The organism is Actinomadura latina NBRC 106108 (assembly GCF_001552195.1).
Taxonomy (GTDB): Bacteria; Actinomycetota; Actinomycetes; order Streptosporangiales; family Streptosporangiaceae; genus Spirillospora; species Spirillospora latina.
The window spans coordinates 505,066-528,768 of sequence record NZ_BCQS01000003.1 but is presented as its reverse complement, the minus strand read 5'-3'; the positions used below and the strand labels follow the sequence as shown (position 1 = coordinate 528,768).

The window sequence follows — 23,703 nt, the reverse complement described above, 5'->3', positions numbered from 1 at the left end:
GCGCTGTCCGACGCCGACCGGCTCGTCACGCGCGTCATGGCCGACCGCGGATACGGAACGCAGGATTGAGCAGCGGGTCGCCGATCTGTCGGTCGGCCATTCCCGCGTGCTGGACCGCTATCGGAGGGCCCACGGGATCAGCACCCGCGCGGCCGGGCAGCGGGCCTCGACCGAGGAGCTCCGCCAGGCCACGGGCCATTACCGCACCCTCTTCCAGGAATTGCTCGACGGCGGCGCCGCCGGCACGGCACCGTCCATCGCCGGCTCCGAGGGCGACCCGCGGCATCGACCGGCCACCGATCACTCCAACACCCCCGAGGATGGCTGAGACCCATGACCGAATACGACCGCTGCTGAGCCCACCTCAAGGCGGCCTGCTCGAAGGCGTTCCGAACCCAGCGGCGACGTCGTTCCAACGCGGCTTCCTCGGACGCCCTGAACGCCTGTGCGCAACTGTCGGGAATCGCGCCGCCGTCCGCTCGCCTGACCCTCATCTGACGTCCTCGGTGTGCAGTGGTGCCGTATGCACCAGGTCGGTCAGGACGGTTGGTTTCACCTGCGGCCCACCCAGCTGTTCGAGCGGCGGCCGGAACGCTGGCCGTTCCGGCGTCCGCCATTGCCGCGTCCGCTGCGGCGTGAGGTGATGAGGTGGTAGGCGAGCAGGAGGAGTGCCGATCCGGCGATGGCGGTGATCCAGGTGGAGAGGTCGAAGAATCCCTGGACGCCGTCGACGTCGAACAGCCGGGTGGCCAGGAAGCCTCCCAGGAGTGCTCCGGCGACGCCGATCAGGGTGGTGATGATCAGGCCTTGGGGGTCCCTGCCGGGGACGAGGGCTTTGGCGATCACTCCGGCGACCAGGCCGAGGATGATCCAGGCGATGATGCCCATGACCGAGCTCCTAGACGAGCCTTGATTCGATGGCTGCCGGGCAACGGTCTTCCGGACCGGTCGAGGCAGGGGCCCCGCGGGTTCCGCAGAAGCACGGGAACGGGGCTGCTCATTCGCCCTCAGTCAATCCCGCCCGCGAGCGGCGGGAAACAGCCGATCCGCAAAAGGGGTCATCACCGCCGCCGATGACCGCCCGGGCGCCGGAAGCCAGGCGATCGGCTCCGGTGATGGCCTTTGCGCGGATCGGCTGTTTCCCGAGACCGGCCCGTCGCCTTGGCTGAGAGACGGTCGGCCATCTGCGGGGGCTGTGCCGATATTTCGGGGCCGTCCGGTGCGCTGCGTGCCGGACGGCCCCGGCCAGCAATCGCCTTGCTGCCGGATGAGGGCGCCATGAGCACCGATCAGGTCACCGCTTTGCGGCCGAGAGAACATGGACCCCGCCGCGACGGCCCTTATGACGGTGCCGCCCCCTTCCACCGTCCCGATGACGCGCCGGGGGCGAGGACGGAAGGCAGCGTGTCCAGCTGACGCTGACCGGGGCGATCGTGGTGGCGCCGTTGGCCGCGCTGGCGGGTGTGGCTGGCCTGGGGACGGGCGATCACCGTCACCGACGTGCTGCTCGGCCTGGCCCTCTACGTGGTGACGGGCCTGGGCGTGACGGTGGGGTTCCACCGGCTGTTCACCCACCGCAGCTTCACCGACCTGTGGCCACTGGCCCTGCCCTCGTTCGGGGGAGAGGTGGCACAACGGCCACCACTCCGGCCCGTCCTGTGCCCGGCACGGCCGCCGACCCGGCCAGATCGACCTGTCCGCCGAACTGATCCGGCTCTTCGAACGTCTCGGCTGGGCCACCGACGTCCACTGGCCCGATCGTGGCCGCCGCCACAAGGCCCCGCCGAGCCCCGTCGTGACCGAGTCTTTGCGCGGCCGGGTCGGTTGTGCAGCGGCGTGCCGGGTAGTCCCAGAAATAGCGCAAAGTAGGGCAATTTGACCTAGTCAGGGAGGGTTGCTGTGGCTGGGAACATGGGCACGCCGCGCACCCGAATGTCGGGGATGCTGAAGACACCCCGTAGCCGGGGCCTGCTCAACGGCCTGCTGCTGATGCTGCTGGCGCTGTGGGGCGGATTCATCCCGTTCGTCGGCCCGTACTTCGACTTCGGGTTCGGGTCCGGCGACGCATGGGTGTACAACTCCGACCGCCTGGTGCTGTCCGTCCTTCCGGCGATCGCGGTGTTCGTAGGCGGGCTGTTGCTGCTGGTCAGCGCCAACCGCCCGGTCGCGGTGCTCGGTTCCTGGGTGGCCGCCCTCGGCGGTCTGTGGTTCGTCGTGGGCACCATGATCGCTCCACTCTGGAACTCCGGCGCAGGCAAGCCGCTCGGCGGCCAGACGCGGCAGATAGCCGAACAGCTGTCGTTCTTCCAAGGCCTCGGCGCCGTCATCATCATGCTCGCAGGCGTGGCGCTGGGGCGCTTCCTGGTGGTGGGCGTGCGAGAGGCGCGGCGAGCCGAGGCGGGACGAATGGAGCGAGCGGAGGCAGGACGAGTGGAAACGGAAAGCGCCGCCCCGGTGGAAGACCGCGCTCACGGTTCGACTGCCGCTCCACAGTGGGAGGAACAGGAACGCCCGCGCCACGATGGCCGGCAGCCGACAGGACCCGGGGAGCATGCCGGGCCGGGCGCGCAACTCCGCCGTCGCCTTAGCGGCACGGGCCGTACCCGCGGTCGCGAGTAGCGAAGGGGTGGTCGGCGTACTGGGACATGCCGATCACGTTGGGGAGCATCGCCCAGTCGTAAAGCGGCGCCGCCGGAAGACCCCGCGCGACTCGATCATGACGATCTGGCTGTCAGGCCGCAGGAAGTGCGGGCCCGTCTGGTCCCCGAACAGCCAGTGGAACGCGGCCTACGAGCGGTCGTGTGCCCCCATGCGCATCCCTCCCCCGAGATGCCTGGACGTCCGCTCAGTGTGGCGCCCGCGCTGAGCAGGAGAAACTGGCGCCGGGCGGCCCGGACGGTCGCTCCAGGGAGGGGGAAGCGATGCCCGAAAGCGTCGTCATCGTGGGGGCGGGACTGGCCGGGTTGGCCTGTGCCGTGCGGCTGCACCAGGCCGGTGTGCCGGTTCGGATGCTGGAGGCGTCCGACGGGATCGGCGGCCGGGTGCGCACCGACGTGGTGGAGGGGTTCCGCCTCGACCGCGGTTTTCAGGTCTTCAACACCGCTTATCCCGAGGCCCAGCAGATTCTGGACTTCGCGGCCCTCGACCTCCAGCCGTTCTCGTCCGGTCTGCTGGTGTTCCGCCGAGGCCGCCGGGAGCGGGTGATGCTGCCATGGAGGCATCCCGAGCACGCGTTGAGCGGTGCCCTCGCCGATATCGGCACCATCGGCGACAAGGCGGCGCTGGCGGCGATGACCGCCCGGGACCTGGCCGCCTCCGGTTCCTGGCTGCGCGACTGCCCCGAACGAAGCACCTACGACGAACTCCGGCTGCGGGGCCTGTCCGATGTGATGATCGACCGGCTGCTGCGCCCGTTCCTGTCCGGCGTGCTGCTGGAACGCGACCTCGAGACCTCCAGCCGGTACTTTCACCTGTCGAAGCACCCGTTATGCGCGCGGTGACGACCTTCTACCACGTGGCTCCCTCCTCGCCGCTGCGTGAGCCGATCCAGATCATCGACGCCGAGGGCGTCATCGCCGACACGCTGGTCCTCACCGACGCGGCCCCGCGCTACTCCCCGGACGGCCGCGCGCTCATCTCGACGTCCGTGCTCGGCCTCGATGCGGACGAATCACGCGTGCTGGAGCGGTTGACCGAGATCTACGGCGACACCTCCGGATGGCGGCTCATCGGGACCTATCCCGTCGAGGCGGCGCTCCCCGCGATGCCGCCGCCGCTGCGGATGCGGCAGCCGGTGCGGCTCCGGCCCGGACGGTACGTCTGCGGCGACCACCGCGACACCGGCTCCATCCAGGGCGCCCTGGTGTCCGGACGCCGCGCCGCGCAGGCCGTCCTCGCCGACTCCCGCCTGCGGACGACCGTCCCGATCCCGGGATGAGCGAGGGCAGCCGGATCCACCGGGCCGCCCGCGCGATCCGGCGCCGTGAGCCGGGGTCCCATGCCCACCAGCACGTGGTGAACACCCTGTAGCGGTCGCCGCCTGCCTCGTTACCCGGCCGAGGCGGGTTGCGCCGTGCTGGTCACCCGCGGGCTCGACGATCCCGGCACCGAACAAGCGCAGTACCTGGTGGACACGCGGCGCTTCGCCGGCGGGACGTCGGTGATGAACAGGGCGACCGCGAGTCGAGTGCCCAATCTCTCATTGCCAGACTGGCGCGCAGCGTATAGCGGAAGCGGACACACTCGCGGCAGAATTACCTTGATACCGAGATATCCGACGCCGCCCGCTCGTCCGCGCCTGCGCTGCAGGCAGGCACCCTCGACCACACGGCGCGATGCCTCGTTCTGCAGGCCCAGGGAGCTGGTGTGCGAGAGATGTGAGGTGGTTGTCATGATCATTGGAGTTCTCAAGGAGGGTCCCCCCAGCGAGCGGCGGGTGGCGATGACGCCGGACACCGTCACCCAACTGCAGAAGCTCGGGTATGAGGTGATCGTCGAGGCCGGAGCCGGAGCCGGAGCCGGCTTCCCCGACGACCGGTATGAGGCCGCGGGCGCCGCCGTCGGCGACGCGGACGCGGCGGACGTGGTGCTGGGCGTCGGCCCGCCCTCTCCCGAGCGCCTGGACGCACTGCGACCGGGCACCACGCTGATCGGCCTGCTGAGCCCCCGGTTCAGGCCGGACCTGGTGGAGGACCTGGCCGAGCGCCCCATCACGGCACTGTCCCTGGACGCGGTGCCGCGGATCTCCCGGGCGCAGTCGTTCGACGTGCTCTCGGCGATGGCCAATATCGCCGGGTACCGGGCGGTGATCGAGGCCGCGCACGAGTTCGGGCGGTTCTTCACCGGTCAGGTGACCGCGGCGGGCAAGGTGCCGCCGGCGAAGGTGCTGGTCGCGGGGGCCGGCGTCGCCGGGCTCGCGGCGATCGGCGCGGCCGGCAGCCTGGGCGCGATCGTCCGGGCCACCGACCCGCGGCCGGAGGTCGCCGACCAGGTGCGCTCCCTCGGCGGCGACTACCTCGCCGTCGCCGAGGCCGAGCCGGACGACGCACCGGACACCGGTTACGCCAAGGAGATGTCGGACGACTACAACGTCCGCGCCGCCAAGCTCTACGCCGATCAGTGCCGTGACGTCGACATCGTCATCACCACCGCGCTCATCCCCGGCAGACCCGCGCCGAAGCTGATCACCGCCGAGATGGTGGCGACGATGCGTCCGGGTTCGGTGATCGTCGACATGGCCGCGGCCAACGGCGGCAACGTCGAGGGCACCGTCCCCGGCGAGCGGGTGGTCACCGGGAACGGCGTGATCATCCTCGGCTACACCGACCTGGCCGGACGGCTGCCCGCGCAGGCGTCCCAGCTGTACGGCACCAACCTGGTCAACCTGATACAGCTGATGACCCCGCGACGGGACGGCGAACTCGTCTTGGACTTCGACGACGTCGTGCAGCGCTCGATGACCGTCGTCCGCGAAGGCGAGCTCACCTGGCCGCCGCCCCCGGTGCCGGTGTCGGCGGCACAGCCGGACGCCCAGCCGGCACGGCAGGACGCCGAAGTGGACGTCCCGGCCGGCAAGGCGAACCCGGCGCTGCGCCGGTTCGGCGCCGCCATCGCGGCCATCGGGTTGTTCGGCCTGGTCGCGGTCTCGCCCGCGGCGCTGCAGGTGCACCTGACCGTGTTCGCGCTGGCCATCGTGATCGGCTACTACGTCATCGGGAACGTGCACCACGCACTGCACACCCCGCTGATGTCGGTGACCAACGCGATCTCCGGAATCATCGTGGTCGGAGCGCTGCTGCAGATCGGCACGGGGAGCACGGCGATCTCCGTGCTCTCACTCGCGGCGATCCTGCTCGCGAGCATCAACGTCTTCGGCGGATTCGCGGTCACCCGCCGCATGCTCGCCATGTTCATCAGGAGCTAGGCAATGACGATCGCAACCGCGGCGACGGCGGCGTACATCGTCGCGGCGCTGTTCTTCATCCGCGCGCTGGCCGGGCTCTCACGGCACGAATCCGCGCGCCTGGGCAACACCTACGGCATGCTCGGCATGGCCGTGGCGCTCGTCGCCACCGTCGCCCTCACCATCGAAGGCGGCGTCGGCGTCCCCGCGTTCGGGCTGCTCGTGGCCGCGGTCGCGGTCGGCGCGCTGATCGGCCTGAACTGGGCCAGAGTGGTGGAGATGACCGCGATGCCCGAGCTCATCGCGCTACTGCACAGCTTCGTCGGGCTGGCCGCGGTCCTGGTCGGCTGGAGCGGCTACCTGCACGTCGAGCACCGCCCCGAGGGGACGGAGGCGGCCGCGCTCGTCCGCGAGGGCATGCTCGGCATCCACAGTGCCGAGGTCTTCATCGGCGTCTTCATCGGCGCCGTCACCTTCACGGGTTCGGTGGTGGCCTTCGGCAAGCTGTCGGGCAGGTTGAAGTCCGCGCCGCTGATGCTGCCGGGCAAGAACCTGCTCAACGCCGCGGCGCTCGTCGCGTTCTTCGCGCTCACCACCGCCTTCGTCGCCGAGCCCCGGCTATGGCCGCTCATCGCGGTCACCGCGGTGGCGCTGCTGCTCGGCTGGCACCTGGTCGCCTCCATCGGCGGCGGCGACATGCCGGTGGTGGTCTCCATGCTGAACAGCTACTCCGGCTGGGCGGCCGCCGCGTCCGGGTTCCTGCTCGGCAACGACCTCCTGATCATTGTGGGCGCGCTGGTGGGCTCCTCGGGCGCCTACCTGTCGGCCATCATGTGCAAGGCGATGAACCGCTCGTTCCTCTCGGTCATCGCCGGCGGCTTCGGCCTCGAGGCGCCCGCCGCATCCGGCACCGATCACGGCCGGCACCGGGAGATCACCGCCGAGGGTGCCGCCGACGCGCTCGCCGCGGCCTCCTCGGTGATCATCATTCCCGGCTACGGCATGGCCGTCGCCCAGGCACAGGCCCCGGTCGCCGCCCTGACCGAGCGGCTGCGCGACCGTGGCGTCCAGGTCAGGTTCGGCATCCACCCGGTCGCCGGGCGCCTTCCCGGCCACATGAACGTGCTGCTCGCCGAGGCCAAGGTGCCCTACGACCTGGTACTGGAGATGGACGAGATCAACGACGACTTCGGCGCCACCGACGTGGTCCTGGTGATCGGCGCCAACGACATCGTCAACCCCGCCGCAGAGGAGGACCCCGCGAGCCCCATCGCCGGCATGCCCGTCCTGGAGGTCTGGAACGCCCGACAGGTCATCGTGTTCAAACGCTCCATGGCCACCGGGTACGCCGGCGTCCAGAACCCGCTCTTCTTCCGCGACAACACCCACATGCTCTTCGGCGATGCCAAGGAACGGGTCAACGACATCCTGCAGGCCCTCACGCACCTCACATCCGTGGTCGACCGGCCCAAGACCGCCTCGCGATCCTGATCGTCAGCAGGGACATCGTCCGTGCGGGACGGGGTGCCGACGATGCAGCCGGCCGTCGTCGCCGGGCCATTCGCCGGTCATGGTGCGTTGGTCCGGACGCGCAAAGAATTCTCCATGAGGAGATTCCTGCGGGCGGCGCACATCATGGCGGCCGCCGCCGCCATCGGATTGGTCGTACCGGGCACTGCCGAAGCGCACGCCCAGCGCGGCCGTCCGGTGACATTCGCCCTGATCGGTGACACCCCCTACGGCGACGCCCAGCGAGCGGCCTTTCCGGCGCTGGTCTCGGCCGTGAACGACGACAAGAAGATCCGGTTCGTCCTGCACGCGGGCGATGTCAAGAACGGCTCGTCCACGTGCGACGACGCGCGGTTCACGGATCTGGCCGGGTTGTTCGGCACCTTCCGCGCCCCGTTCGTGCTGACGCCCGGCGACAACGAGTGGACCGACTGCCACCGCACCGCCGCCGGCGGCTACCTGCCGACCGAGCGCCTCGACAAGGTCCGCAAGGTCTTCTACCCCGTGGCCGGCAAGACCCTGGGCCGCGAGCGGATGCGCGTGCTCAGCCAGGCCACCGACCCACGTCACCGCGCCTACCGCGAGAACGTGATGTTCAGCCGGGGCCGGGTGGTGTTCTCCACCCTGCACGTCGTCGGCAGCGAGAACGACCTGGAACCGTGGTCGCAACTGCCCGGCGGCGACCGGCCCGCGTCGCGGCTGGCCGAGTTCGAGGCCCGCCAGGACGCCGCTCTGGACTGGATCGACGCGGCCTTCGCCAAGGCGATCCGGACCCACGCCCCGGGGGTGCTGCTGATGATGCAGGCCGAGCCGACGGCGACCGCCGGGTTCACCCAGATCAGGGAACGGATCGTCCAGCGCTCCAGGGCGTACGGAAAGCCGGTGCTGCTGGTCCACGGCGACGAGCACCAGTACGAGGTGGAGCCGGCGTACGCCGGGGTTCCCACCCTGACGCGCCTGGAGACCTTCGGGTCCACCGCCTCGCAGTGGATCCGCGTCACGGCCGACCCCAACGACCAGAAGGTGTTCACCTGGGAGCCCCAGACGGTCCCCGCCGACTGATCTGGTGGGTTCCCGCCGCCGCGACGGCCGGCCTCCCCGGGACGCAGCGGGGGGCCGGCGAGCGGCCACCGTCTCGCGTCCCGTTGAGGCGGTGTTGACCGCTGTCGATCACATGGCGGTCTTTCGGTGTTCCTGTTCGCTGGTCAGAGTGCCTCGCGGACCCGGCGAAGGTGTCGGCGGATCACGAGGAGCCGGTATGGGGCACCACCACCATCACCATCCGCACGGCGAGCCGCAGGAGGTCCCTCCCGTCCTGGACATGAACGTCCCGGACGAGGCGCTGTCGCCGGCCGAGGTGTCGCGCCGTTCGATGCTGCGGGGGCATGGACTGCGGATATCAGCAGCTTCCCGGCTTCCCCGAGCAGGAGGTCGTCCACGGTTTCCGGATGGTCGAGCTCAAGGGCCGGGACGCACGCACGGGACGCACGGGTGCACTGGTCGATCGGCCGGCGCGCTGGGAGGCAGGTGGCCGTGAACGCTTCCGTCGATGGCGGTGGGGCCGGCTCGGGGCAGAATGGGAGTCATGGGCACGTGGCTGGTCGGTCTCGGCATCGCTCTGGCGTGCGTGCTGGCCAGTTGGGCGGTGCTGGCGCTGCTCGCACGGCGTCTGCCACCGGGGATCCTGCGGGATTTGGTGGCGTTCATCCCCGATTGCGTCACCACGGTCCGGCGGTTGCGCAAGGATCCCCGCGTTCCGCGCAGGGCCAAGATCGCGATCGTGATCGCCGGACTGTGGGTGGTCAGCCCCATCGACCTGATCCCGGAGTTCCTGCCCGTCATCGGCCCGCTCGATGACGTGATCGTCGTCGCCTTGGCGCTGCGTTACGCAGGGCGCCAAGTCCCCCGTGAGGTGCTGCTCGCGGCCTGGCCGGGCGAGCCGCGCCTGCTCGAACGCCTGCTGGGGCCGCCGTCACCCGATGGCGTCGACGCCGACGCACCCCCACCCTGACCGGCGCCATCCGTCCGAGGCGGTGAGCAGCGGCCGGTGGCGGCCCCGCGGCGATGGCGGTCGCCGTGGTCAGGTGGGGGCCAGGAGGGGCCAGGGGGCGGCCTGTTCGACCTGTGCGGCCAGTGAGAGGAGTACGTCCTCGCGGCCCAGTGGCGCGGCGGCCTGGAAGCCGATGCTGGTCGAGGCCGAGCTCCCGGCCGCCGTGTTCCCGGCGTCGTCGCGCAGCTTCACCACGGCCCCGACGCGCTTGCCGAACCGCTCGTCCGGGACGCCCGCGACCAGGACGTCCATGACGGAGGGGTGCGACTTGAGGATCTGCTCGACCTCCGCCGGGAAGATCTTCTCGCCGCCGGAGTTGATGCAGCCCGACCCGCGGCCGTGCACCACGATCGAGCCGTCCTCCTCGACCTCGGCGAGGTCGCCCTGGGCTTGTTTCGCGGCATGACCGTTTCGCGGTACCCAACACGCCGGCCGTGGACCGCGCCAGTCGCTGTCCCGAAGAGCGGCATCTTGGGGAAGTTGCGGCACCCGGGGAAAGTTGGCGACGTCGTGTTGGTATGTTGTCGACATGGTGTCGATAAATATGCGGGTGTGGGGCTGATGTTCCTCGCCATTCGTGAGCTGCGGTTCGCCAAGGTCCGGTTCGGGCTGATGGGCGCCGTGGTGGGGTTGATCGCGGTCCTCATGGTCATGCTGTCCGGGTTGTCGGTGGGGCTGGTCAGGGACGGGGTGTCGGGGCTGCAGAACCTGCCGGTCACCTCGTTCGCGTTCGAGCGCGGCGTCCAGCACGACTCCGCCTTCTCCCGCAGCGTGGTGGACGTGTCCGCCGTGGACGCGTGGCGCAGCCGGCCGGGTGTGGCGGAGGCGGTCCCCTACGGCAACACCCTCATCAACGCCAAGAGCAACCGTGGCGTGGACATCGACCTCGCCCTGTTCGGGGTGACACCGGACTCCTTCCTCTCCCCCAAGGTGAGCGAGGGTACGCGGCTGAACGCCGCGGACGGCATCGTCGTCAGCGGCACCGCCCTGGACGCCGGCCTGCGCGTCGGCGACACCATCACCGTCGACCGCCTCGGGACCAAGCTGCGGGTCGTGGGCGCCACCGCGGAGCAGAACACCTTCGGCCATGTCGACGTGGCCTACGTGCCCCTGCAGACCTGGCAGCTGATCAAGGCCGGAGCCGCGCCGGGCGACCCGGTGCCCGAGCACGCCGCCCAGGACATCACCGCCGTGGCGGTGCGCGCGCAGCCCGGCGCCTCGGTCGACCTGGCCGCCGGGGACACCGCCGCCGGCACCGAGAGCCTCACCCTGAAGCAGTCCTACGGCGCCTCGCCCGGCTACACCGCCGAGACGTCCACACTCCAGCTCATCCAGGGGTTCCTGTACGCCATCTCCGCGCTGGTCGTCGGAGCGTTCTTCGCGGTCTGGGCGATCCAGCGCCAACACGAGGTCGCCGTGCTTCGCGCCATGGGCGCATCCAGAGGCTGGCTGCTGCGCGACGCGCTCACCCAGGCGTTCATTCTCCTGCTCGCCGCCGTCGCGGTCGGCGCCGGCATCGGCGTCGGCCTCGGCTCGCTCATCACCGGCGGCGGGGCGCCGTTCGCCCTCAGCGCACCCAGCGTCACCGGCGCCGCCACCGGGATCGTCCTGCTCGGCCTCCTCGGCGCCGGGATCGCCGTCGCCCGCATCGCCTCCATCGACCCGGCCACCGCTCTCGGAGGAAACCGATGACAACCCACACCACACCCGCCGCCGGGCCGCAGGACGGCGACGCGACCGCACCCGGCCGGCCGGGGCTGGTCATGCAGGGCGTGTGCCTCCAGCACGGCGACGGCACCGAAACCGTGCAGGCCCTCGACAACGTCGACCTGGTCGTGCGGCCCGGCGAACTGGCCGCCATCGTCGGCCCGTCCGGCGCCGGCAAGTCGAGCCTGCTCGCGGTCGCGGGCGGCCTGGCCCGCCCCGACAGCGGCACGGTCACGGTCGCCGGCCTCGACATCACCGCCGCCAGTGCCAGGGCCCGAGCCAGACTGCGGCGCGAGCACATCGGATTCGTCTTCCAGTCCGGCAACCTGGTCCCGGCGCTCACCGCCCTGGACCAGCTCCGGCTGCCGCTGCGGCTGCGGCCGCGCCGCCAGCGCTCCGGCCGCGACCCCCGCGCGCTGCTGGCCGACGTCGGCATGGCCGACAAGGCCGACCGCCACCCCCACAAGCTGTCCGGCGGAGAACGGCAACGGGTCGGCATCGCCCGGGCCCTGGTGACCCAGCCGAGCGTACTGCTCGTCGACGAGCCCACCGCCGCCCTGGACCGCGCCCGCAGCCACGACATCGTCCGGCTGCTCGCCCACGAAACCGACCAGCACGGCGTGGCCGCCGTCATGGTGACCCACGACCACGACGTCCTCGAACACTGTGACACCGTGTACGAGATGATCGACGGGCGCCTCACCGCACTCGACTGACACACCGTCCAGGCCGGTCCAGCGAGTCCGGCGGGACGGCGAGGCCGGGACGGCGGGCCGGTGCGGCAGGTACAGCGGGACGGCGGGAAAGGGGGGTCACGTGCCGAAGATCCAGGCACCGACCGTCGCCCAGCATCGGGCCGAACGGCGGGCCGCCCTGCTCGACGCCGCCCGCACGCTGCTGTCCGAGCAGCCCGAGCAGGCCCCCAGCCTCGCCGACGTCGCCCGCCGGGCCGGGCTCGCCCGCTCCAGCGTGTACGCCTACTTCACCTCCCGCGACGACCTACTCGACGCCCTCATCGTCGACACCTTCCCGCGCTGGTCCGCCTACGTCGAGGCGCAGATGGAAAAGGCCAGGACTCCCGGCGACCGAGTCCTGGCCTACATCCAGGCCAACCTGCGCCTCGTCGCCCGAGGCGACCACGCGCTGGCCCGCGCCCTCGCGGGCACCGGCCGCGCCGACACTCTGGCCAACTCCAGCCGGCTGCTCCACGACGAGCTCCAGACGCCGCTCCGCGCGGCCCTCGCCGAACACGGCGCGGCCGACCCCGACCGGACGGCCGAACTCGTCCAGTCGCTCGTCTACACCCTCACCCGCATGATCGAGGACGGCCTGGCCGAACGCACCGCCCGCCGCCTCGCCCGCGAACTACTCGCGCCGTACCTCCACTCCGCGACGCCGCCTCCGGAGTGACGGTGGAACTCGGGCCCCCTGGCTTCCACACCTGACGCGCGGCCAGGATCGGGTCGAAGGATCGCGGCACCCGCCACGGTCGTGGCTTCTGGAGTCTCCTCAGCGGCTCCGCAGACCGTCCTCAAGTGTCCAGGGCCGAGGCGTCCGAGACTCGGTATCGCACGGGGCGCGCCGGTCGCGGCGCAGCGCCCCTGATCAGCGAGACCCGACGAAGGGCGTCACCATGCAGCACAACACCGTCCACCCCAAGCGCACCCTCACCGTCCTCGGGGCGGCGGGGATGACGGCCGCCGGGCTTCTCGCCGGGGCGGTCCCGGCCCACGCCGCCACCCTCCAGCCGGCCGTGTTCCCCGACCACGTCGAGTTCCTGGGCAACGAGAGCAACGCCGACGTCTCCGGCCCGGTGAAGCTCTCCATCTGGCCCGACGGGACCTGGAACATCTACTCGAAAACCCGCAACGGGCGTCCCGCCTTCCGGAACGTCCACTGGACGTGCGTCGTCAGCGTGACGGTCGGCTCGTCCAGCAACGAGACCAGTATCAGCACGAACACCGTCAGGATCAGGAGCAAGCGGAGCCACACGTTCGACGTGTCCGGCACCAGCACGAACCTCGCCGTCAACTACGACTCGATCATCAACCCCGGCTTCGGCAGGGTCGACTGCGACATCCACTTCGGCTAGTGAGCCCGCGGACCATGCCGGCCGGAGGGTGACGCCGGCGGGCCGCTCGCGCGGTGGCGGCCCGCCGGCACGGCCCGGGTCAGGAAAGGCGTTCGAGGAGTTGCCCGATGCGGCGGTCGATGCTCGCGAAGCCGAACCGAGCGGTGGTCGCCCCCGCGTCCGTGGCGAGAGCACGCGCACGGTCCGGTTCGGCGTCGGCGAGCAGTTCGGCATAGGCGAGCCGGGTGCGGGCGAGGAACAGGGGTGCCCGGAGACGGCGGTTGACGGTGAGGGCGAGGTCGTAGGCGGCGGCCGCGCCCTCGACGCGGCCGACGGTCGCGAGCGCGAGACCGAGCCCGTAGGCGATCGACCCCTCGGTGGTCGCTCCCGTGCTGGCGACCTGGTTCCGCCAGCGGCCGAGGACCGGCACGAGCCGGGACGCGGGGACGGGGAGGGCGAGCGCGTGGCAGACCTCCGCCCACAGCATCAGGGTCGTCGACCAGAACTGGGGCGCGCCGCCGGACGAGACGTCGAGGGCGCCGGCGAGGTCCCGGGCTTCGGATTCGCGGCCGAGCTCGCACCGCACGTAGGCCAGGCCGGCCCTGAAGACCTGCAGCGCGGGGTTCTCCTCGTGGATCCGCCCGATCGGCTCGGCCACTTCGGCGAGGCGGTCCTGGGCTCGGCGGATCTGGAAGATCTGGCCGGCGTAGCCGAAGAACGCCTCGGGCTGCCCCGTCGCGACGCCGATCTCGAGCGCGGTGTGCGCGGCGGTCTCGGCTCCGTCCAGATCGCCGTCCAGGAAGAGGTGGATCGAGCGCGTCTGCTCGTTGGTCCAGCGGACGTACGGTTCCGGGCTGCGCCTGGCGAACGCGTCCCGGATCCGCTTCTCCCGGTTCATCGCGTCGCGGTCGCCGCGTTCGAGCGCGATCTCCTCGTAGGACATCGAGAGCATGCCGCGCAACTGGGCGTCGCCGGTGCGTTCGGCGGCGGCGACGCCCTCGTTCAGCAGGACGACACGGCGTTCCAGCGCGTCCGGGATGCGCAGCGCGCTTTCGGCGAGGCGCGCCGTGCGCGCGATGACGCGGTCGTCGCCGGCCTCGCGGGCGAGCGCGAGCGCGCGCGCGGCGGCCTCTTCGACCTGCTCGTCCGGCGCACCGTGGAGCTCGATGGCGAGGATCGCCTGGAGGAGCGCGCCGTCGGATGGACGGGGCCGTGTCGCGATCGCGCGCCGCAGGATCTCGATCCGCTCCTCGTCGATCGTCCCGAACTGGCTGACATCGCCGCGGTTATTGGCGAGCGCCGCGCGCACGAGGAGGCCGCCGTGCCCGCGGTCGATGGCGAGGCGGCCGGCCTCCAGGAGAGATTCGCGGTGTGCGGGGTCGCCGGCCTGGCGCTGGGCGGTCCCGAGGCCGACCAGCGTTTCGCAGCGCCGCGTCGCGTCGCCGGCGGGGAGGAGTTCGAGGGCTTGCCGGTACCAGGTGACCGCTTCGTCGGGCGCGAGGTGGGCCAGCGCATAGTCGCCCGCCCGCTGCGCGTACTCGGCGGCCTTGGCGCGGTTGTGGGGGGCGAGCGCATGGATCCAGTGATGGGCGATCTCGCCCGCCTGCTCGCCCGCGTCGCCGTCGTTCCGCCGCTCCAGCGCCATGGCGACCGCCTGGTGGGAGATCGCCCGCGCGGTGGGGCTCAGCTCCGCGTACAGGGTGTGGGCGACGATGGCGTGCGTGAACGCGAACCGCCCGGCGGTGTCGGTGACGAGCGCGTTGTCCACGGCCGGTGCGAGGCGCCCGAACGTTCGGGCGGGGTCCTCGCCGAGCAGCTCGCAGAGCAGGTCGAGCTCGAAGTCCCGGCCGATGATCGACGCGGTGTCGAGTGCCTTGCGGGTACCGGGGCCGAGGCGCTCGACACGGCGGACCACGACCTCGCGCACGCTGACGGGCAGCCCCCGGGTCCGCAGGTGGTCCGGAGCCGTCCAGCGGCCGTCGTCCTGCTTGGCTACGGCTCCGGTTTCGGCGAGGTGACGGAGGATCTCGGTGACGAAGAACGGGTTGCCCTCCGTCTCTGCCCGCAGCACGTCCCGCAGCGCGAGTCCGTCCCGGTCCATCTCGTGGCCCGCGACGGACTCCAGGAGGTCGAGCACCTCGCCGTCATCGAGGCCGCGCAACGCCAGCCGGGTGACGCCCGGTTCGCGATGGGTCGCGGCCAGCAGCGCGGCCAGCGGGTGCGAGGCGTCGAAGTCGGAGTCCCGGAACGTCCCGATCACCAGCACCGGTGTCGTCAGGGCCCGCCCGACGAGGTGACGCACGAGGGCGAGCGTCTGCACGTCCGCCCAATGCAGGTCGTCGAGGACGACGAGCGCCGGCCTGCCCCGTACCGAGACCGCGACGAGCACGTCGACGACCGAACCGTAGACGGCGAACCGCGCGGAATCCGATTCCAGGTCCGCCGCGCCCGTACCGCCCAGCAGCGGCGCGAGCGCTTCGCGGCGGCCGGCGAACACGTCGGGGGCATGGTGGTCGAGGCTCGTGAGCACTTCCCGCCATGGCTGGTACGGGATCGACAGCTCCTCGTCGCAACGCCCGTACAGCACCACCGCCTCGTGGTTCTCCGCCGCCGCGAACACCGAACACAGCGTCGTCTTGCCGATCCCGGCCTCTCCGCTCACCAGGACGACCCGGCGCCGCCCCGAGGCGGTGACGTCCTTCCAGGCGTCGGCGAGCACCGCGCGCTCATGCTCCCGGCCGGCGAACCCCAGCCCCGGCGACGCCGCCAGCCGGGCGGGGAGAGGGACGTCGCGCCGGGCGCCCGGTCCGTCCGCGCCCGCCGCCTGTACGACGACCGTCCCGACGAACTGGTAGCCGCGCCGGAACACGGTGCGGATGAGCCGTTGCTCCTTGCCGGTGTCACCGACCGCCATGCGGGCCGTCCGGAGCGCCGTGGTGACCGCCGCCTCGCTCACGAAGCGATCGCCCCACACCGCGTCGAGGAGTTCCTCCTTGGACACGACCCGGTCGCGGTGCGTGATCAGATGATGGAGGACGTCGAGCGCCCGGGGCTCGACCGGGACGCGTTGACCCGCGAGCCGTAATTCATAAAGGGCGGTGTCGAGCTCAAATCCGTCGAAACGGTACAAAGCCCCGTCCACGCGTGAATGCTACCACTCAAGCCAGTCCGAACCGCACGATGCGCCCGCGGAACCGCCCTGGCCGAAACCGGTCCGCCGCAGGTCATACCGGACGGCGCCAGGACGCCCACGAGTACCAGAACTTCACCTTCCTCATATGCGAAAGGTATGGCCTCAATACCAAAGAAACCACCACTGCCCGCCGAGCTGGGAACTCCGAACTTACTCCTCCTGGAATTGTGCGTTCGCCATGCGGTCGCGCAGACTCGGTGGCCTGGCGCCGAACAGGTAGGGATAGGGAGAGGCGACAAGGTCGTCGAACGGAGCCTTGAGCGTCGCGATGCCCGTGAGGGCGACCTCGCCCGCGCCGATCAGCATCCCGGCGCTGATCCCGTAGGTGATGCCGCTGAGCGGCCGTTCGTGCGCACCCTTGGGCCTCAGGTCGCTGATCAGGAACAGGATGGCGGGCAAGGCGAGCGAGGGGCAGATCGCGGCCGACAGCCAAGGCTCCGCGGGTACCTCGGTCGAAGGAGTACGCGCTACCGGCGGCGCGGATGTAGAGGGCGACGGCCGCGGCGCCGAGCACCAGGCAGACCGCTTCACGGCGGCCGAGCCGTTCGCTCAGGCCGAGGCGCACGATGAAGGGCAGGAGCGCCGGCCCGGCGAGCATCGCAGGCTGGACGGCGGACAGCGGGAGCGCCGTGAGCGCGAGCAACCTCAGCCCGGATCCCACGCCGATGACGGTGAAGCCGAGGACCGCGGTCGCCACCACGGTCAGCAGCCACACCATGACCGGCAGCCAAGGGCCGCCCACGGACGCGCTTCGGGTGGCCGACGACGGAGAGACGCGACCCGCCGGTCCAGCGTCTCGTCCTGGGCCTCCCAGACTTCGCCCATGCCGCCCGGAGCTTGACGCATGCCTATATGGGAATATGATGGCGGACATGGCACGAGCAGCGACGACGTCGGACGTCTTCAACGCGATCGCCGAGCCGCAGCGCCGGGAGATCCTGGCGCTGCTGCGGGCGGGTGAGCGGCCGGTGACCGAGTTGGCCCGGGAGCTGGGGATGACCCAGCCGGGGGCGTCCAAACACCTGCGGGTACTCCGGGAGGTCGGGCTGGTGCGAGACCGCAGGGACGGCAAGCAGCGCCTGTACGGCCTCGACGCCCGCGGGCTGCGGCCCGTCCACGAGTGGACCGGCGGGTTCGAGCGGTTCTGGAACGAGAGCTTCGACCGGCTGGACGCGTACGTGCAGGACCTGAAGCAGGCAAGGCAGGAGGAGGAGTAGCTGATGAGCGCAATGGGACGGGGAGCGCCCGCGCAGTCCGCGGCGGCCGACCGCGAGATCGTCATCTCCCGGGTGATCGACGCCCCGCGAGAGCTGGTGTTCGAGGCGTTCACCGAGGTCCGGCACCTGTCGCAGTGGTGGGGGCCGGAGGGGTTCACGACCACCACGGCGGCGTTCGAGTTCCACGTCGGCGGGGAGTGGGACTTCGTGATGCACGGCCCGGACGGGACCGACTACACCGAGTGGATCTCCTGGACCGAGATCGTCCCACCGGAGCGGATCGCGCTGCTCCACGGCGAGTCCCGCCATGATCCCAACGCCTTCGAGTCGGTCCTGACGTTCGCACCGGACGGTGCGGCGACCCGGATCGAGATGCGCACGGTGTTCCCCACCAAGGCACTGCGCGACGAGGCGGTCGAGAAGTACCACGCGATCGAGGGCGGCCGGCAGACCCTGGGCAACCTGGCCGCCTACGTCACCGAGATCGTCCGGAAGGGAGCGGAGGGCTGATGGCCGGCAAGGTGTTCTTCAGCGTGTCGATGTCGCTGGACGGGTTCATCGCGCCCGGCTCCCTCGGGGAGCTGATGGGGCGGCAGTGGATGGAACTCCAGCAGTGGGTGTTCCCGCAGCGGTTCTTCCGGGAGAACCTGAAGCTCGGCGAGGACGGAGAGGAAGGGCGCGACAACGACATCCTGCGGGAGACGTTCGAGCGAACCGGCGCGAGCGTGATGGGCAAGCGCATGTTCGACGCCGGCGAGCGGATGTGGCCGGAGGAGGCGCCGTTCCACACGCCGGTCTTCGTCGTGACGCACGAGAAGCGCGACCCCTGGGAGCGTCCGGGCGGGACCACCTTCCACTTCGTCAACGACGGCATCGAGACCGCGCTCGACCAGGCCCGCGAGGCCGCCGGCGACCGCGACGTCCGCATCGCGGGCGGCGGCGAGACGATCCTGGAGTACGTGAACGCCGGCCTGGTCGACGAGTTCTCGATCGCGCTGTCGCCCGTGCTGTTCGGGTCCGGTATCCGCCTGTTCGAGGGCGTGGACGCGGGCCGCGTGGCCCTGGAGCCGGTCAGTACGGAGCCCTCCCCGAGGGCGACGCACCTGACCTACGCCGTCCGAGAGCGGTAGGCGGACGATCACTGCGCCGGGCGGGCGAGCTGATTTCACAAAGCGCCCGCCCGGCTCTTTCCCCCGACGCTTTAATCGCCTATCGTCGATTAACGATGAATACTGAGATGAGGCCGCTCGACCGGTCCACGGCGACCGAGTACGCGGCCTGGTTCAAGGCCCTGGCCGATCCGACCCGCATCCAGATCGTGTCGCTGCTGGCCCGCCAGGGACGCCCGATGAGCGTCGGGGAGATCGTCGAGTTCGTGGACGTCGGCCAGTCCACCGTATCGACGCACCTGAAAGTGCTGGCCGAGGTCCGGTTCGTGCTGGCCGACAGCCGCGGCACCGCACGCTTCTACCGGATCAACGACGCCTGCGTGGCCTGCTTCCCCTCGGCCGCCGACATCGTCATGGGCAAACCCGCCCCTGCCGTGTCGGCCATCGTCCACGCCGCCGAGCCTGACCATGGAGACGAGTGAGTGATGTGCACGCCGTCCCGGACGCGGCCAACGCGATGACCGTCCCGCCGAGCGGAATCACGATCCGCGCCATGCGCCCCGAGGACTCCGGCCGAGTGCTGGCGATCTACCAGACGGGCCTGGACACCGGCGATGCCAGCTTCGAGGTCAGCGCACCCACCTGGGACGCCTTCGATGCTTCCAGACTGCCGCAGCACCGCCGCGTGGCCGTGGAGGGCGGCGAGATGCTGGGGTGGATCGCCGCAGCGGCGGTGTCCGACCGGTGCTGTTACGCCGGCGTCGTCGAGCACAGCGTCTACATCGCTCCGCGAGCTCGCGGCCGCGGCGTCGGCACGGCGCTGCTGGCGGCTTTCGTCGCCTCCACCGAGGCCGCCGGAATCTGGACGATCCAGACCGGCGTCTTCCCCGAGAACACCGCCAGCCTGCGCCTCCACCACGCCGCGGGCTTCCGGACGGTGGGCACCCGCACCCGCCTCGGCCGCCACCACGGCCGATGGCGCGACGTCGTCCTTCTCGAACGCCGCAGCACCGTCGCCGGAACCGACTGACCCGGCGTCCGGCGGAGGGCTCGGCCGACGGCGCCGATGGCCCCGCCTGCCGAGCCCTGTGGTTCACCGCGGCGCTCGTCCCGCACCGGCCGGTGTCAGGCCGGCTGCCGGTCGGTGCCGCGCACCTCGATGCGGTCCGGCGTCCGCCCGGTCGCGCCGGTGCCGGTGCCGGTCCGGGACGTGCCGCGCCGGCGCAGCAGCCGCATCGCGTTGGCGATGACGACCAGGACCGAGACCTCGTGCACAAGCATCCCGATCGCCATGGTGACGCCGCCCAGGAGCACGCCCGCGAGCAGCAGCCCGACGGTGACCAGCGCGATCGCGATGTTCTGCCGCATGACCGAGACGGTGCGGCGGGCCAGGCCGACGGCCTGCGGCAGCTTGGACAGGTCGTCCTTCATCAGGGCGATGTCCGCGGTCTCGATCGCCACGCCCGTTCCCGCCGCGCCCATCGCGACGCCGATGTCGGCGGTGGCGAGGGCGGGGGCGTCGTTGACGCCGTCGCCGACCATGGCGACCACGTGGCCGCGGGCCTGCAGGACGCGGACGACCTCCAGTTTGTCCTCCGGCAGCAGTCCCGCGTGGACCTCGTCGACGCCGACCTGCGCGGCGACGGCTGCGGCGACCCGCCGGGTGTCCCCGGTGAGCATGACGACCTTCTTCACGCCGGCGGCGTGCAGGTCGGCGACCATCCGCGCCGCGTCCGGCCGGACGCGGTCGGCGACGGCGACGACGCCGGCCCACTGGCCGTCCACCGACACGACCATCGGGGTGCGGCCCGCGGCGGCGAGGTCCTCGACCACGGCGGCGGCCCCGGCGTGCGGGACCCCCTCGTCCTGCTGAAGTGCCAGGTTGCCCACCGCGACTCGGTGCCCGTCGAGGGTCGCGACGATGCCCTTGCCCGGCACCGGTTCGGTCGCGTCCGGGAGACCGGTGACGTCCAGGCCCTCGGCGCGCGCGGCCTCGACGATCGGACGGGCCAGCGGGTGCTCCGAGCCGGCCTCGGCGCGGGCGGCCCAGCGGAGCACGCCCGCGCGGGTCCACGTCTCGTCCGCCGGCACCACGTCGGTCAGGTGGGGCCGGCCCTCGGTCAGGGTGCCGGTCTTGTCCAGCGCGACGGCGTCGATCCTGGCGGACGTCTCCAGGAACTCCCCGCCCTTGATGAGGATGCCGTCCCTGGCGCCGCGGCCGATGCCGGCGACGATCGCGACCGGGATGGAGATGACCAGCGCGCCGGGGCAGCCGATGACCAGCAGCGTCAGCGCCAGCACGACGTCGCCGGTCGCGACCCCGAAGACCAGCGCCAGGACGATGATCGACGGGGTGTACCAGGAGGAGAACCGGTCCATGAACGCCGCGGCGCGCGCCTTGGCGTCCTGCGCCTCCTCGACCCGGTGGATGATCCGGGCCAGCGTGGTGTCGGCGCCGACACCGGTCGCCCGCACCTGCAGGAAGCCGCCCATGGAGACCGTGCCGGCGAACACCCGGTCGCCGGCGGCCTTCTCCACCGGGATCGACTCACCGGTGATGGACGCCTCGTCCAGCGCGCCCGAGCCGTCGATCACCACACCGTCGACCGGCACCTTGGCGCCGTTCTTGACCAGCACCGTCTCACCGTGCGCCACCGAGGCGGCGGGCACCTCCGCCTGGTCGCCGTCGCGGAGCACCACGGCCACGTCCGGGGCCACCGCGACCAGTTCGGCCAGCGCCGACCTCGTCCTGCTCAGCGTGGCGTTCTCCAGCGCGTGACCGATGGCGAACAGGAAGGTCACCGCGGCGGCCTCCCAGTACTCACCGATGATCACCGCGCCGATCGCGGCCACCGAGACCAGGAGGTCGATGCCGACCACCCGGGCCGTCAGGGCCCGGACCGCGTTGACGGCGATACGATGGCCGGCCGCCACCGCCGCCGCGACCATCAGCACGTCACCGAGCGCACCGGTGCCCGGCGCGGCCGAGGCGGCGAACGACGCGACGATCAGAAGGGCGCTCAGCAGCGGCACGCTCCACCGCCACGAACCCCATGCCCGGATCCTGTCCATCTGCTCCCACTCCTCCCGGAAAACGTCCCTGTCGACGTCTGATCCGGACGTTAGGCGGGATCACCCGGGAGTTCCTTGACGCGGATCAAGCCGCCGCGATCCGGGCGAATGGACCGCGCCGCTCGCGCCGGCAGGAGCCGATCCGCTCCCCGCGGCAGGACCGGCCCGGCACCGCTCGCGGTCAGCGCGGGACGGCGGCCCGGTCCAGGGCGTCGACGTCGCGGATGACGACGTCGCGGCGGCCGCGCAACTCGACGGCGCCGGCCGCCGACAGCGCGGCGAGCGATCGGCTGAGGGTTTCCGGCGTCGTCCCCAGGTGGGCGGCGACGTCCTTCTTCGCCATCGGCAGCCGGACGGCGGGCACGCCGTCCCGCAGGTCGGCGGGCAGGTCGAGCAGGTAGGCCGCGACGCGCGCGGTGACGTCGGCGGAGGTGACCGCCGCGAGCAGCCGCTCGACGGAGGTGAGCCGGTCCGACAGCGTGCGCAGCATCCGCATGCCGATGTCGGGGTGGTCGTGCAGCAGCGTCGAGAGGTCGCGGTGGTCGAAGACGCACATCCGGCTGTCCTCAAGGGCGACCGCGAAGTGCTCGGGACGGTGGCCGGTCAGGAACGTCCGCTCCCCCACCACGTCGCCCTCGGCCGCCGTCCGCAGGATCTGCTCCTGCCCGCTGGGCGCCAGGTGGCTGATCTTGAGCCGGCCGGCGTGCATGACCAGCAGCCGGGAGACGGGCTGCCCCGGGGCGAAGACCGTCTCCCCCTTCACCGCGACCACCGGCCGCGCGAACCCGGCGACCTCGCGCTGCTCACGGTGCGTCAGCCCCTGGAAGATCGGAACCCGGGTCACGCACAGGTCTTCCTCCACCATGCCGCCAGCCTGCCATGCGCATCGCTGGACGGTGCTTGACGCACGTCAAGGAAACGGGCGGCCCGAATGGTTAGCGTGCGGTCATCAGGTGAAAGACCGGTCCCGATACGGGCCGCCAGGGAAGGAGATCAGGGCCATGTCCAGTGCAACGACCACCAAGACCGTCCTCCGCGCCGAGGGTTTCTCGTGCCCGTCCTGCGTGCAGAAGATCCAGAAGCAGGTCGGCCGCCTCCCCGGCGTCGACTCGGTGAAGGTCCACTTCGCCTCGTCCCGGATCGAGGTCGTCCACGACCCCGCGCAGGCCACCCAGGACGACCTGGTCACCGCGGTCAAGAAGGCCGGCTACGTCTCCTACCCCGCCGCCTTCTGACACGCCGCGCCCTCAGCCGGATGGCGCCCGGCCGTTATTTTCAGCGGTCGCCCTGAGAATGGCCTTCGCCGGCGCCTTCCGGTGAAAGGCGCTATTTCACCGAGTTGTGCCGCGGGTGCCCGTGTCGTGCCAGACCGCTTGGGCGCCGCTGTGCCCGATCCGGACCACCTGGACGCCCGTGCCGGCCGCCGCGCCGACCGTCAGGAGGATGGCCACCATCGTCACCGCCTTGGTCCAGCTCGGCGGCCGATCCGCGGTTCGCCGGACGTAGAGGCCGACGGCGACCATGAGGGCGAGCGCCAGCCAGAGCGCGGCCACCAGCGGCAGAAGAGTGTCCCCCAATTCCGCATGCTCCTCCACGAGGGAAGACCTGGCTACTTGATCTTCCAGGTGTTCCCCGCTTTCGGTGGCCAAGGGGATTACCAGGACGGTGACAGTGGCCAGCCCGAGAACCCAGGGGGCCAGTAGTCGTCGCGCCCTGGGCCATAGGGCCGTCGTCATTGCGGCCAGCACCGTCAATGGCACCAGAAAGACCACAACGTGGACGATGAGCGGATGGGCGGGAAGACCCCAGACAGTGGTCGGCATTCTCGACCTTTCAGGTGACCGTTGATCCGACGATCATGTCCGGTATCCGG

25 protein-coding genes are annotated in these 23,703 nt (G+C 71.3%); 18 read left to right on the top strand and 7 right to left on the bottom strand.

What is annotated here, in order from left to right:
- Window positions 1-106 precede the first annotated feature (106 nt).
- The gene (locus tag AL2_RS38985; RefSeq protein ID WP_067628946.1) at window positions 107-328 is read left to right on the top strand and encodes a hypothetical protein; all 222 of its coding nucleotides are present in this window, start codon (window positions 107-109) and stop codon (window positions 326-328) included.
- A 224-nt stretch (window positions 329-552) separates the two neighbouring features.
- Here the strand turns inward: AL2_RS38985 and AL2_RS03260 are convergent, their stop codons facing one another.
- Entirely contained in the window at window positions 553-888 is a 336-nt protein-coding gene (locus tag AL2_RS03260) for a GlsB/YeaQ/YmgE family stress response membrane protein (protein ID WP_067628944.1), read from the bottom strand.
- A gap of 1,053 nt (window positions 889-1,941) precedes the next feature.
- On the opposite strand from AL2_RS03260, the gene AL2_RS03255 reads away from it, so the two are divergent.
- From AL2_RS03255 to AL2_RS40240, 7 genes are all read left to right on the top strand, one after another.
- Window positions 1,942-2,619, top strand: coding sequence for a hypothetical protein (locus AL2_RS03255; RefSeq protein WP_157437983.1), 678 nt, complete (start codon window positions 1,942-1,944; stop codon window positions 2,617-2,619).
- Between the two features lie 302 nt (window positions 2,620-2,921).
- On the top strand, window positions 2,922-3,500 hold the full coding sequence (locus tag AL2_RS38975; RefSeq protein WP_245666280.1) for an FAD-dependent oxidoreductase: 579 nt from the start codon (window positions 2,922-2,924) through the stop codon (window positions 3,498-3,500).
- On the top strand, window positions 3,497-3,937 hold the full coding sequence (locus AL2_RS38970) for an FAD-dependent oxidoreductase (RefSeq protein WP_245666278.1): 441 nt from the start codon (window positions 3,497-3,499) through the stop codon (window positions 3,935-3,937). The genes AL2_RS38975 and AL2_RS38970 overlap by 4 nt, the downstream gene beginning before the upstream one ends.
- 453 nt (window positions 3,938-4,390) lie before the next feature.
- On the top strand, window positions 4,391-5,923 hold the full coding sequence (locus tag AL2_RS03245) for a Re/Si-specific NAD(P)(+) transhydrogenase subunit alpha (protein WP_067628941.1): 1,533 nt from the start codon (window positions 4,391-4,393) through the stop codon (window positions 5,921-5,923).
- Between the two features lie 3 nt (window positions 5,924-5,926).
- Window positions 5,927-7,393 carry a Re/Si-specific NAD(P)(+) transhydrogenase subunit beta gene (gene pntB, locus AL2_RS03240; protein ID WP_067628939.1) on the top strand — a complete coding sequence of 489 codons (1,467 nt, stop codon included), beginning with the start codon at window positions 5,927-5,929 and terminating at the stop codon, window positions 7,391-7,393.
- 114 nt (window positions 7,394-7,507) lie between these two features.
- Window positions 7,508-8,473 carry a metallophosphoesterase gene (locus tag AL2_RS03235; RefSeq protein WP_067628937.1) on the top strand — a complete coding sequence of 322 codons (966 nt, stop codon included), beginning with the start codon at window positions 7,508-7,510 and terminating at the stop codon, window positions 8,471-8,473.
- 523 nt (window positions 8,474-8,996) lie between these two features.
- Window positions 8,997-9,422, top strand: coding sequence for a YkvA family protein (locus AL2_RS40240; protein WP_067628935.1), 426 nt, complete (start codon window positions 8,997-8,999; stop codon window positions 9,420-9,422).
- Window positions 9,423-9,491: 69 nt separating this feature from the next.
- Here AL2_RS40240 and AL2_RS40235 read toward each other — a convergent pair whose 3' ends face one another.
- On the bottom strand, window positions 9,492-9,809 hold the full coding sequence (locus AL2_RS40235; RefSeq protein WP_067628934.1) for an AMP-binding enzyme: 318 nt from the start codon (window positions 9,807-9,809) through the stop codon (window positions 9,492-9,494).
- Window positions 9,810-10,022: 213 nt separating this feature from the next.
- On the opposite strand from AL2_RS40235, the gene AL2_RS03220 reads away from it, so the two are divergent.
- From AL2_RS03220 to AL2_RS03205, 4 genes are all read left to right on the top strand, one after another.
- On the top strand, window positions 10,023-11,153 hold the full coding sequence (locus AL2_RS03220; RefSeq protein WP_067630173.1) for an ABC transporter permease: 1,131 nt from the start codon (window positions 10,023-10,025) through the stop codon (window positions 11,151-11,153).
- Window positions 11,150-11,884, top strand: a complete 735-nt coding sequence (locus tag AL2_RS03215; RefSeq protein ID WP_067628933.1) for an ABC transporter ATP-binding protein — start codon at window positions 11,150-11,152, stop codon at window positions 11,882-11,884. Before AL2_RS03220 ends, AL2_RS03215 begins: the two co-directional genes overlap by 4 nt.
- A gap of 100 nt (window positions 11,885-11,984) precedes the next feature.
- Complete coding sequence (locus AL2_RS03210; protein ID WP_067628931.1) at window positions 11,985-12,578, top strand: TetR/AcrR family transcriptional regulator; 594 nt, start codon at window positions 11,985-11,987, stop codon at window positions 12,576-12,578.
- 223 nt (window positions 12,579-12,801) lie between these two features.
- Window positions 12,802-13,260 (top strand): hypothetical protein, encoded by a 459-nt coding sequence (locus tag AL2_RS03205; RefSeq protein WP_067628929.1) that lies wholly within the window; start codon window positions 12,802-12,804, stop codon window positions 13,258-13,260.
- Between the two features lie 79 nt (window positions 13,261-13,339).
- Here AL2_RS03205 and AL2_RS03200 read toward each other — a convergent pair whose 3' ends face one another.
- Window positions 13,340-16,381, bottom strand: a complete 3,042-nt coding sequence (locus tag AL2_RS03200) for an ATP-binding protein (protein WP_083945882.1) — start codon at window positions 16,379-16,381, stop codon at window positions 13,340-13,342.
- A 201-nt stretch (window positions 16,382-16,582) separates the two neighbouring features.
- On the bottom strand, window positions 16,583-16,831 hold the full coding sequence (locus AL2_RS03195; protein ID WP_067628925.1) for a hypothetical protein: 249 nt from the start codon (window positions 16,829-16,831) through the stop codon (window positions 16,583-16,585).
- A gap of 473 nt (window positions 16,832-17,304) precedes the next feature.
- Between AL2_RS03195 and AL2_RS03190 the strand changes: the two genes are divergently transcribed.
- From AL2_RS03190 to AL2_RS03170, 5 genes are all read left to right on the top strand, one after another.
- On the top strand, window positions 17,305-17,649 hold the full coding sequence (locus AL2_RS03190) for an ArsR/SmtB family transcription factor (protein WP_067630170.1): 345 nt from the start codon (window positions 17,305-17,307) through the stop codon (window positions 17,647-17,649).
- A gap of 3 nt (window positions 17,650-17,652) precedes the next feature.
- Window positions 17,653-18,159, top strand: coding sequence for an SRPBCC family protein (locus AL2_RS03185; protein WP_067628923.1), 507 nt, complete (start codon window positions 17,653-17,655; stop codon window positions 18,157-18,159).
- Window positions 18,159-18,779: a dihydrofolate reductase family protein gene (locus AL2_RS03180; protein ID WP_067628921.1), complete on the top strand. Its 621-nt coding sequence runs from the start codon at window positions 18,159-18,161 to the stop codon at window positions 18,777-18,779. Before AL2_RS03185 ends, AL2_RS03180 begins: the two co-directional genes overlap by 1 nt.
- A 95-nt stretch (window positions 18,780-18,874) precedes the next feature.
- Complete coding sequence (locus AL2_RS03175) at window positions 18,875-19,240, top strand: ArsR/SmtB family transcription factor (RefSeq protein ID WP_067628918.1); 366 nt, start codon at window positions 18,875-18,877, stop codon at window positions 19,238-19,240.
- Window positions 19,237-19,788, top strand: coding sequence for a GNAT family N-acetyltransferase (locus tag AL2_RS03170; RefSeq protein ID WP_245666276.1), 552 nt, complete (start codon window positions 19,237-19,239; stop codon window positions 19,786-19,788). Before AL2_RS03175 ends, AL2_RS03170 begins: the two co-directional genes overlap by 4 nt.
- 95 nt (window positions 19,789-19,883) lie before the next feature.
- Here AL2_RS03170 and AL2_RS03165 read toward each other — a convergent pair whose 3' ends face one another.
- Together AL2_RS03165 and AL2_RS03160 are read right to left on the bottom strand one after the other, a co-directional pair.
- Complete coding sequence (locus AL2_RS03165) at window positions 19,884-21,830, bottom strand: heavy metal translocating P-type ATPase (protein ID WP_067628916.1); 1,947 nt, start codon at window positions 21,828-21,830, stop codon at window positions 19,884-19,886.
- Between the two features lie 181 nt (window positions 21,831-22,011).
- A complete protein-coding gene (locus AL2_RS03160) occupies window positions 22,012-22,695 on the bottom strand; it encodes a Crp/Fnr family transcriptional regulator (RefSeq protein ID WP_067628914.1) in 684 nt (227 codons plus the stop codon).
- Window positions 22,696-22,831: 136 nt separating this feature from the next.
- Between AL2_RS03160 and AL2_RS03155 the strand changes: the two genes are divergently transcribed.
- The gene (locus AL2_RS03155) at window positions 22,832-23,065 is read left to right on the top strand and encodes a heavy-metal-associated domain-containing protein (protein ID WP_067628912.1); all 234 of its coding nucleotides are present in this window, start codon (window positions 22,832-22,834) and stop codon (window positions 23,063-23,065) included.
- Window positions 23,066-23,161: 96 nt separating this feature from the next.
- On the opposite strand, the gene AL2_RS40005 is transcribed toward AL2_RS03155, so the two are convergent.
- The gene (locus tag AL2_RS40005; RefSeq protein ID WP_067628910.1) at window positions 23,162-23,653 is read right to left on the bottom strand and encodes a DUF2231 domain-containing protein; all 492 of its coding nucleotides are present in this window, start codon (window positions 23,651-23,653) and stop codon (window positions 23,162-23,164) included.
- Window positions 23,654-23,703: the final 50 nt, after the last annotated feature.

What these genes read in the sequence shown, in the direction of transcription:
- AL2_RS03260 (WP_067628944.1), bottom strand. Translation starts at nt 888, where the DNA reads ATGGGCATCATCGCCTGGATCATCCTCGGCCTGGTCGCCGGAGTGATC.
- AL2_RS03255 (WP_157437983.1), top strand. Translation starts at nt 1,942, where the DNA reads ATGCTGAAGACACCCCGTAGCCGGGGCCTGCTCAACGGCCTGCTGCTG.
- AL2_RS38975 (WP_245666280.1), top strand. Translation starts at nt 2,922, where the DNA reads ATGCCCGAAAGCGTCGTCATCGTGGGGGCGGGACTGGCCGGGTTGGCC.
- AL2_RS03245 (WP_067628941.1), top strand. Translation starts at nt 4,391, where the DNA reads ATGATCATTGGAGTTCTCAAGGAGGGTCCCCCCAGCGAGCGGCGGGTG.
- pntB (WP_067628939.1), top strand. Translation starts at nt 5,927, where the DNA reads ATGACGATCGCAACCGCGGCGACGGCGGCGTACATCGTCGCGGCGCTG.
- AL2_RS03235 (WP_067628937.1), top strand. Translation starts at nt 7,508, where the DNA reads ATGAGGAGATTCCTGCGGGCGGCGCACATCATGGCGGCCGCCGCCGCC.
- AL2_RS40240 (WP_067628935.1), top strand. Translation starts at nt 8,997, where the DNA reads ATGGGCACGTGGCTGGTCGGTCTCGGCATCGCTCTGGCGTGCGTGCTG.
- AL2_RS03220 (WP_067630173.1), top strand. Translation starts at nt 10,023, where the DNA reads ATGTTCCTCGCCATTCGTGAGCTGCGGTTCGCCAAGGTCCGGTTCGGG.
- AL2_RS03215 (WP_067628933.1), top strand. Translation starts at nt 11,150, where the DNA reads ATGACAACCCACACCACACCCGCCGCCGGGCCGCAGGACGGCGACGCG.
- AL2_RS03205 (WP_067628929.1), top strand. Translation starts at nt 12,802, where the DNA reads ATGCAGCACAACACCGTCCACCCCAAGCGCACCCTCACCGTCCTCGGG.
- AL2_RS03190 (WP_067630170.1), top strand. Translation starts at nt 17,305, where the DNA reads ATGGCACGAGCAGCGACGACGTCGGACGTCTTCAACGCGATCGCCGAG.
- AL2_RS03185 (WP_067628923.1), top strand. Translation starts at nt 17,653, where the DNA reads ATGAGCGCAATGGGACGGGGAGCGCCCGCGCAGTCCGCGGCGGCCGAC.
- AL2_RS03180 (WP_067628921.1), top strand. Translation starts at nt 18,159, where the DNA reads ATGGCCGGCAAGGTGTTCTTCAGCGTGTCGATGTCGCTGGACGGGTTC.
- AL2_RS03175 (WP_067628918.1), top strand. Translation starts at nt 18,875, where the DNA reads ATGAATACTGAGATGAGGCCGCTCGACCGGTCCACGGCGACCGAGTAC.
- AL2_RS03165 (WP_067628916.1), bottom strand. Translation starts at nt 21,830, where the DNA reads ATGGACAGGATCCGGGCATGGGGTTCGTGGCGGTGGAGCGTGCCGCTG.
- AL2_RS03160 (WP_067628914.1), bottom strand. Translation starts at nt 22,695, where the DNA reads ATGGTGGAGGAAGACCTGTGCGTGACCCGGGTTCCGATCTTCCAGGGG.
- AL2_RS03155 (WP_067628912.1), top strand. Translation starts at nt 22,832, where the DNA reads ATGTCCAGTGCAACGACCACCAAGACCGTCCTCCGCGCCGAGGGTTTC.
- AL2_RS40005 (WP_067628910.1), bottom strand. Translation starts at nt 23,653, where the DNA reads ATGCCGACCACTGTCTGGGGTCTTCCCGCCCATCCGCTCATCGTCCAC.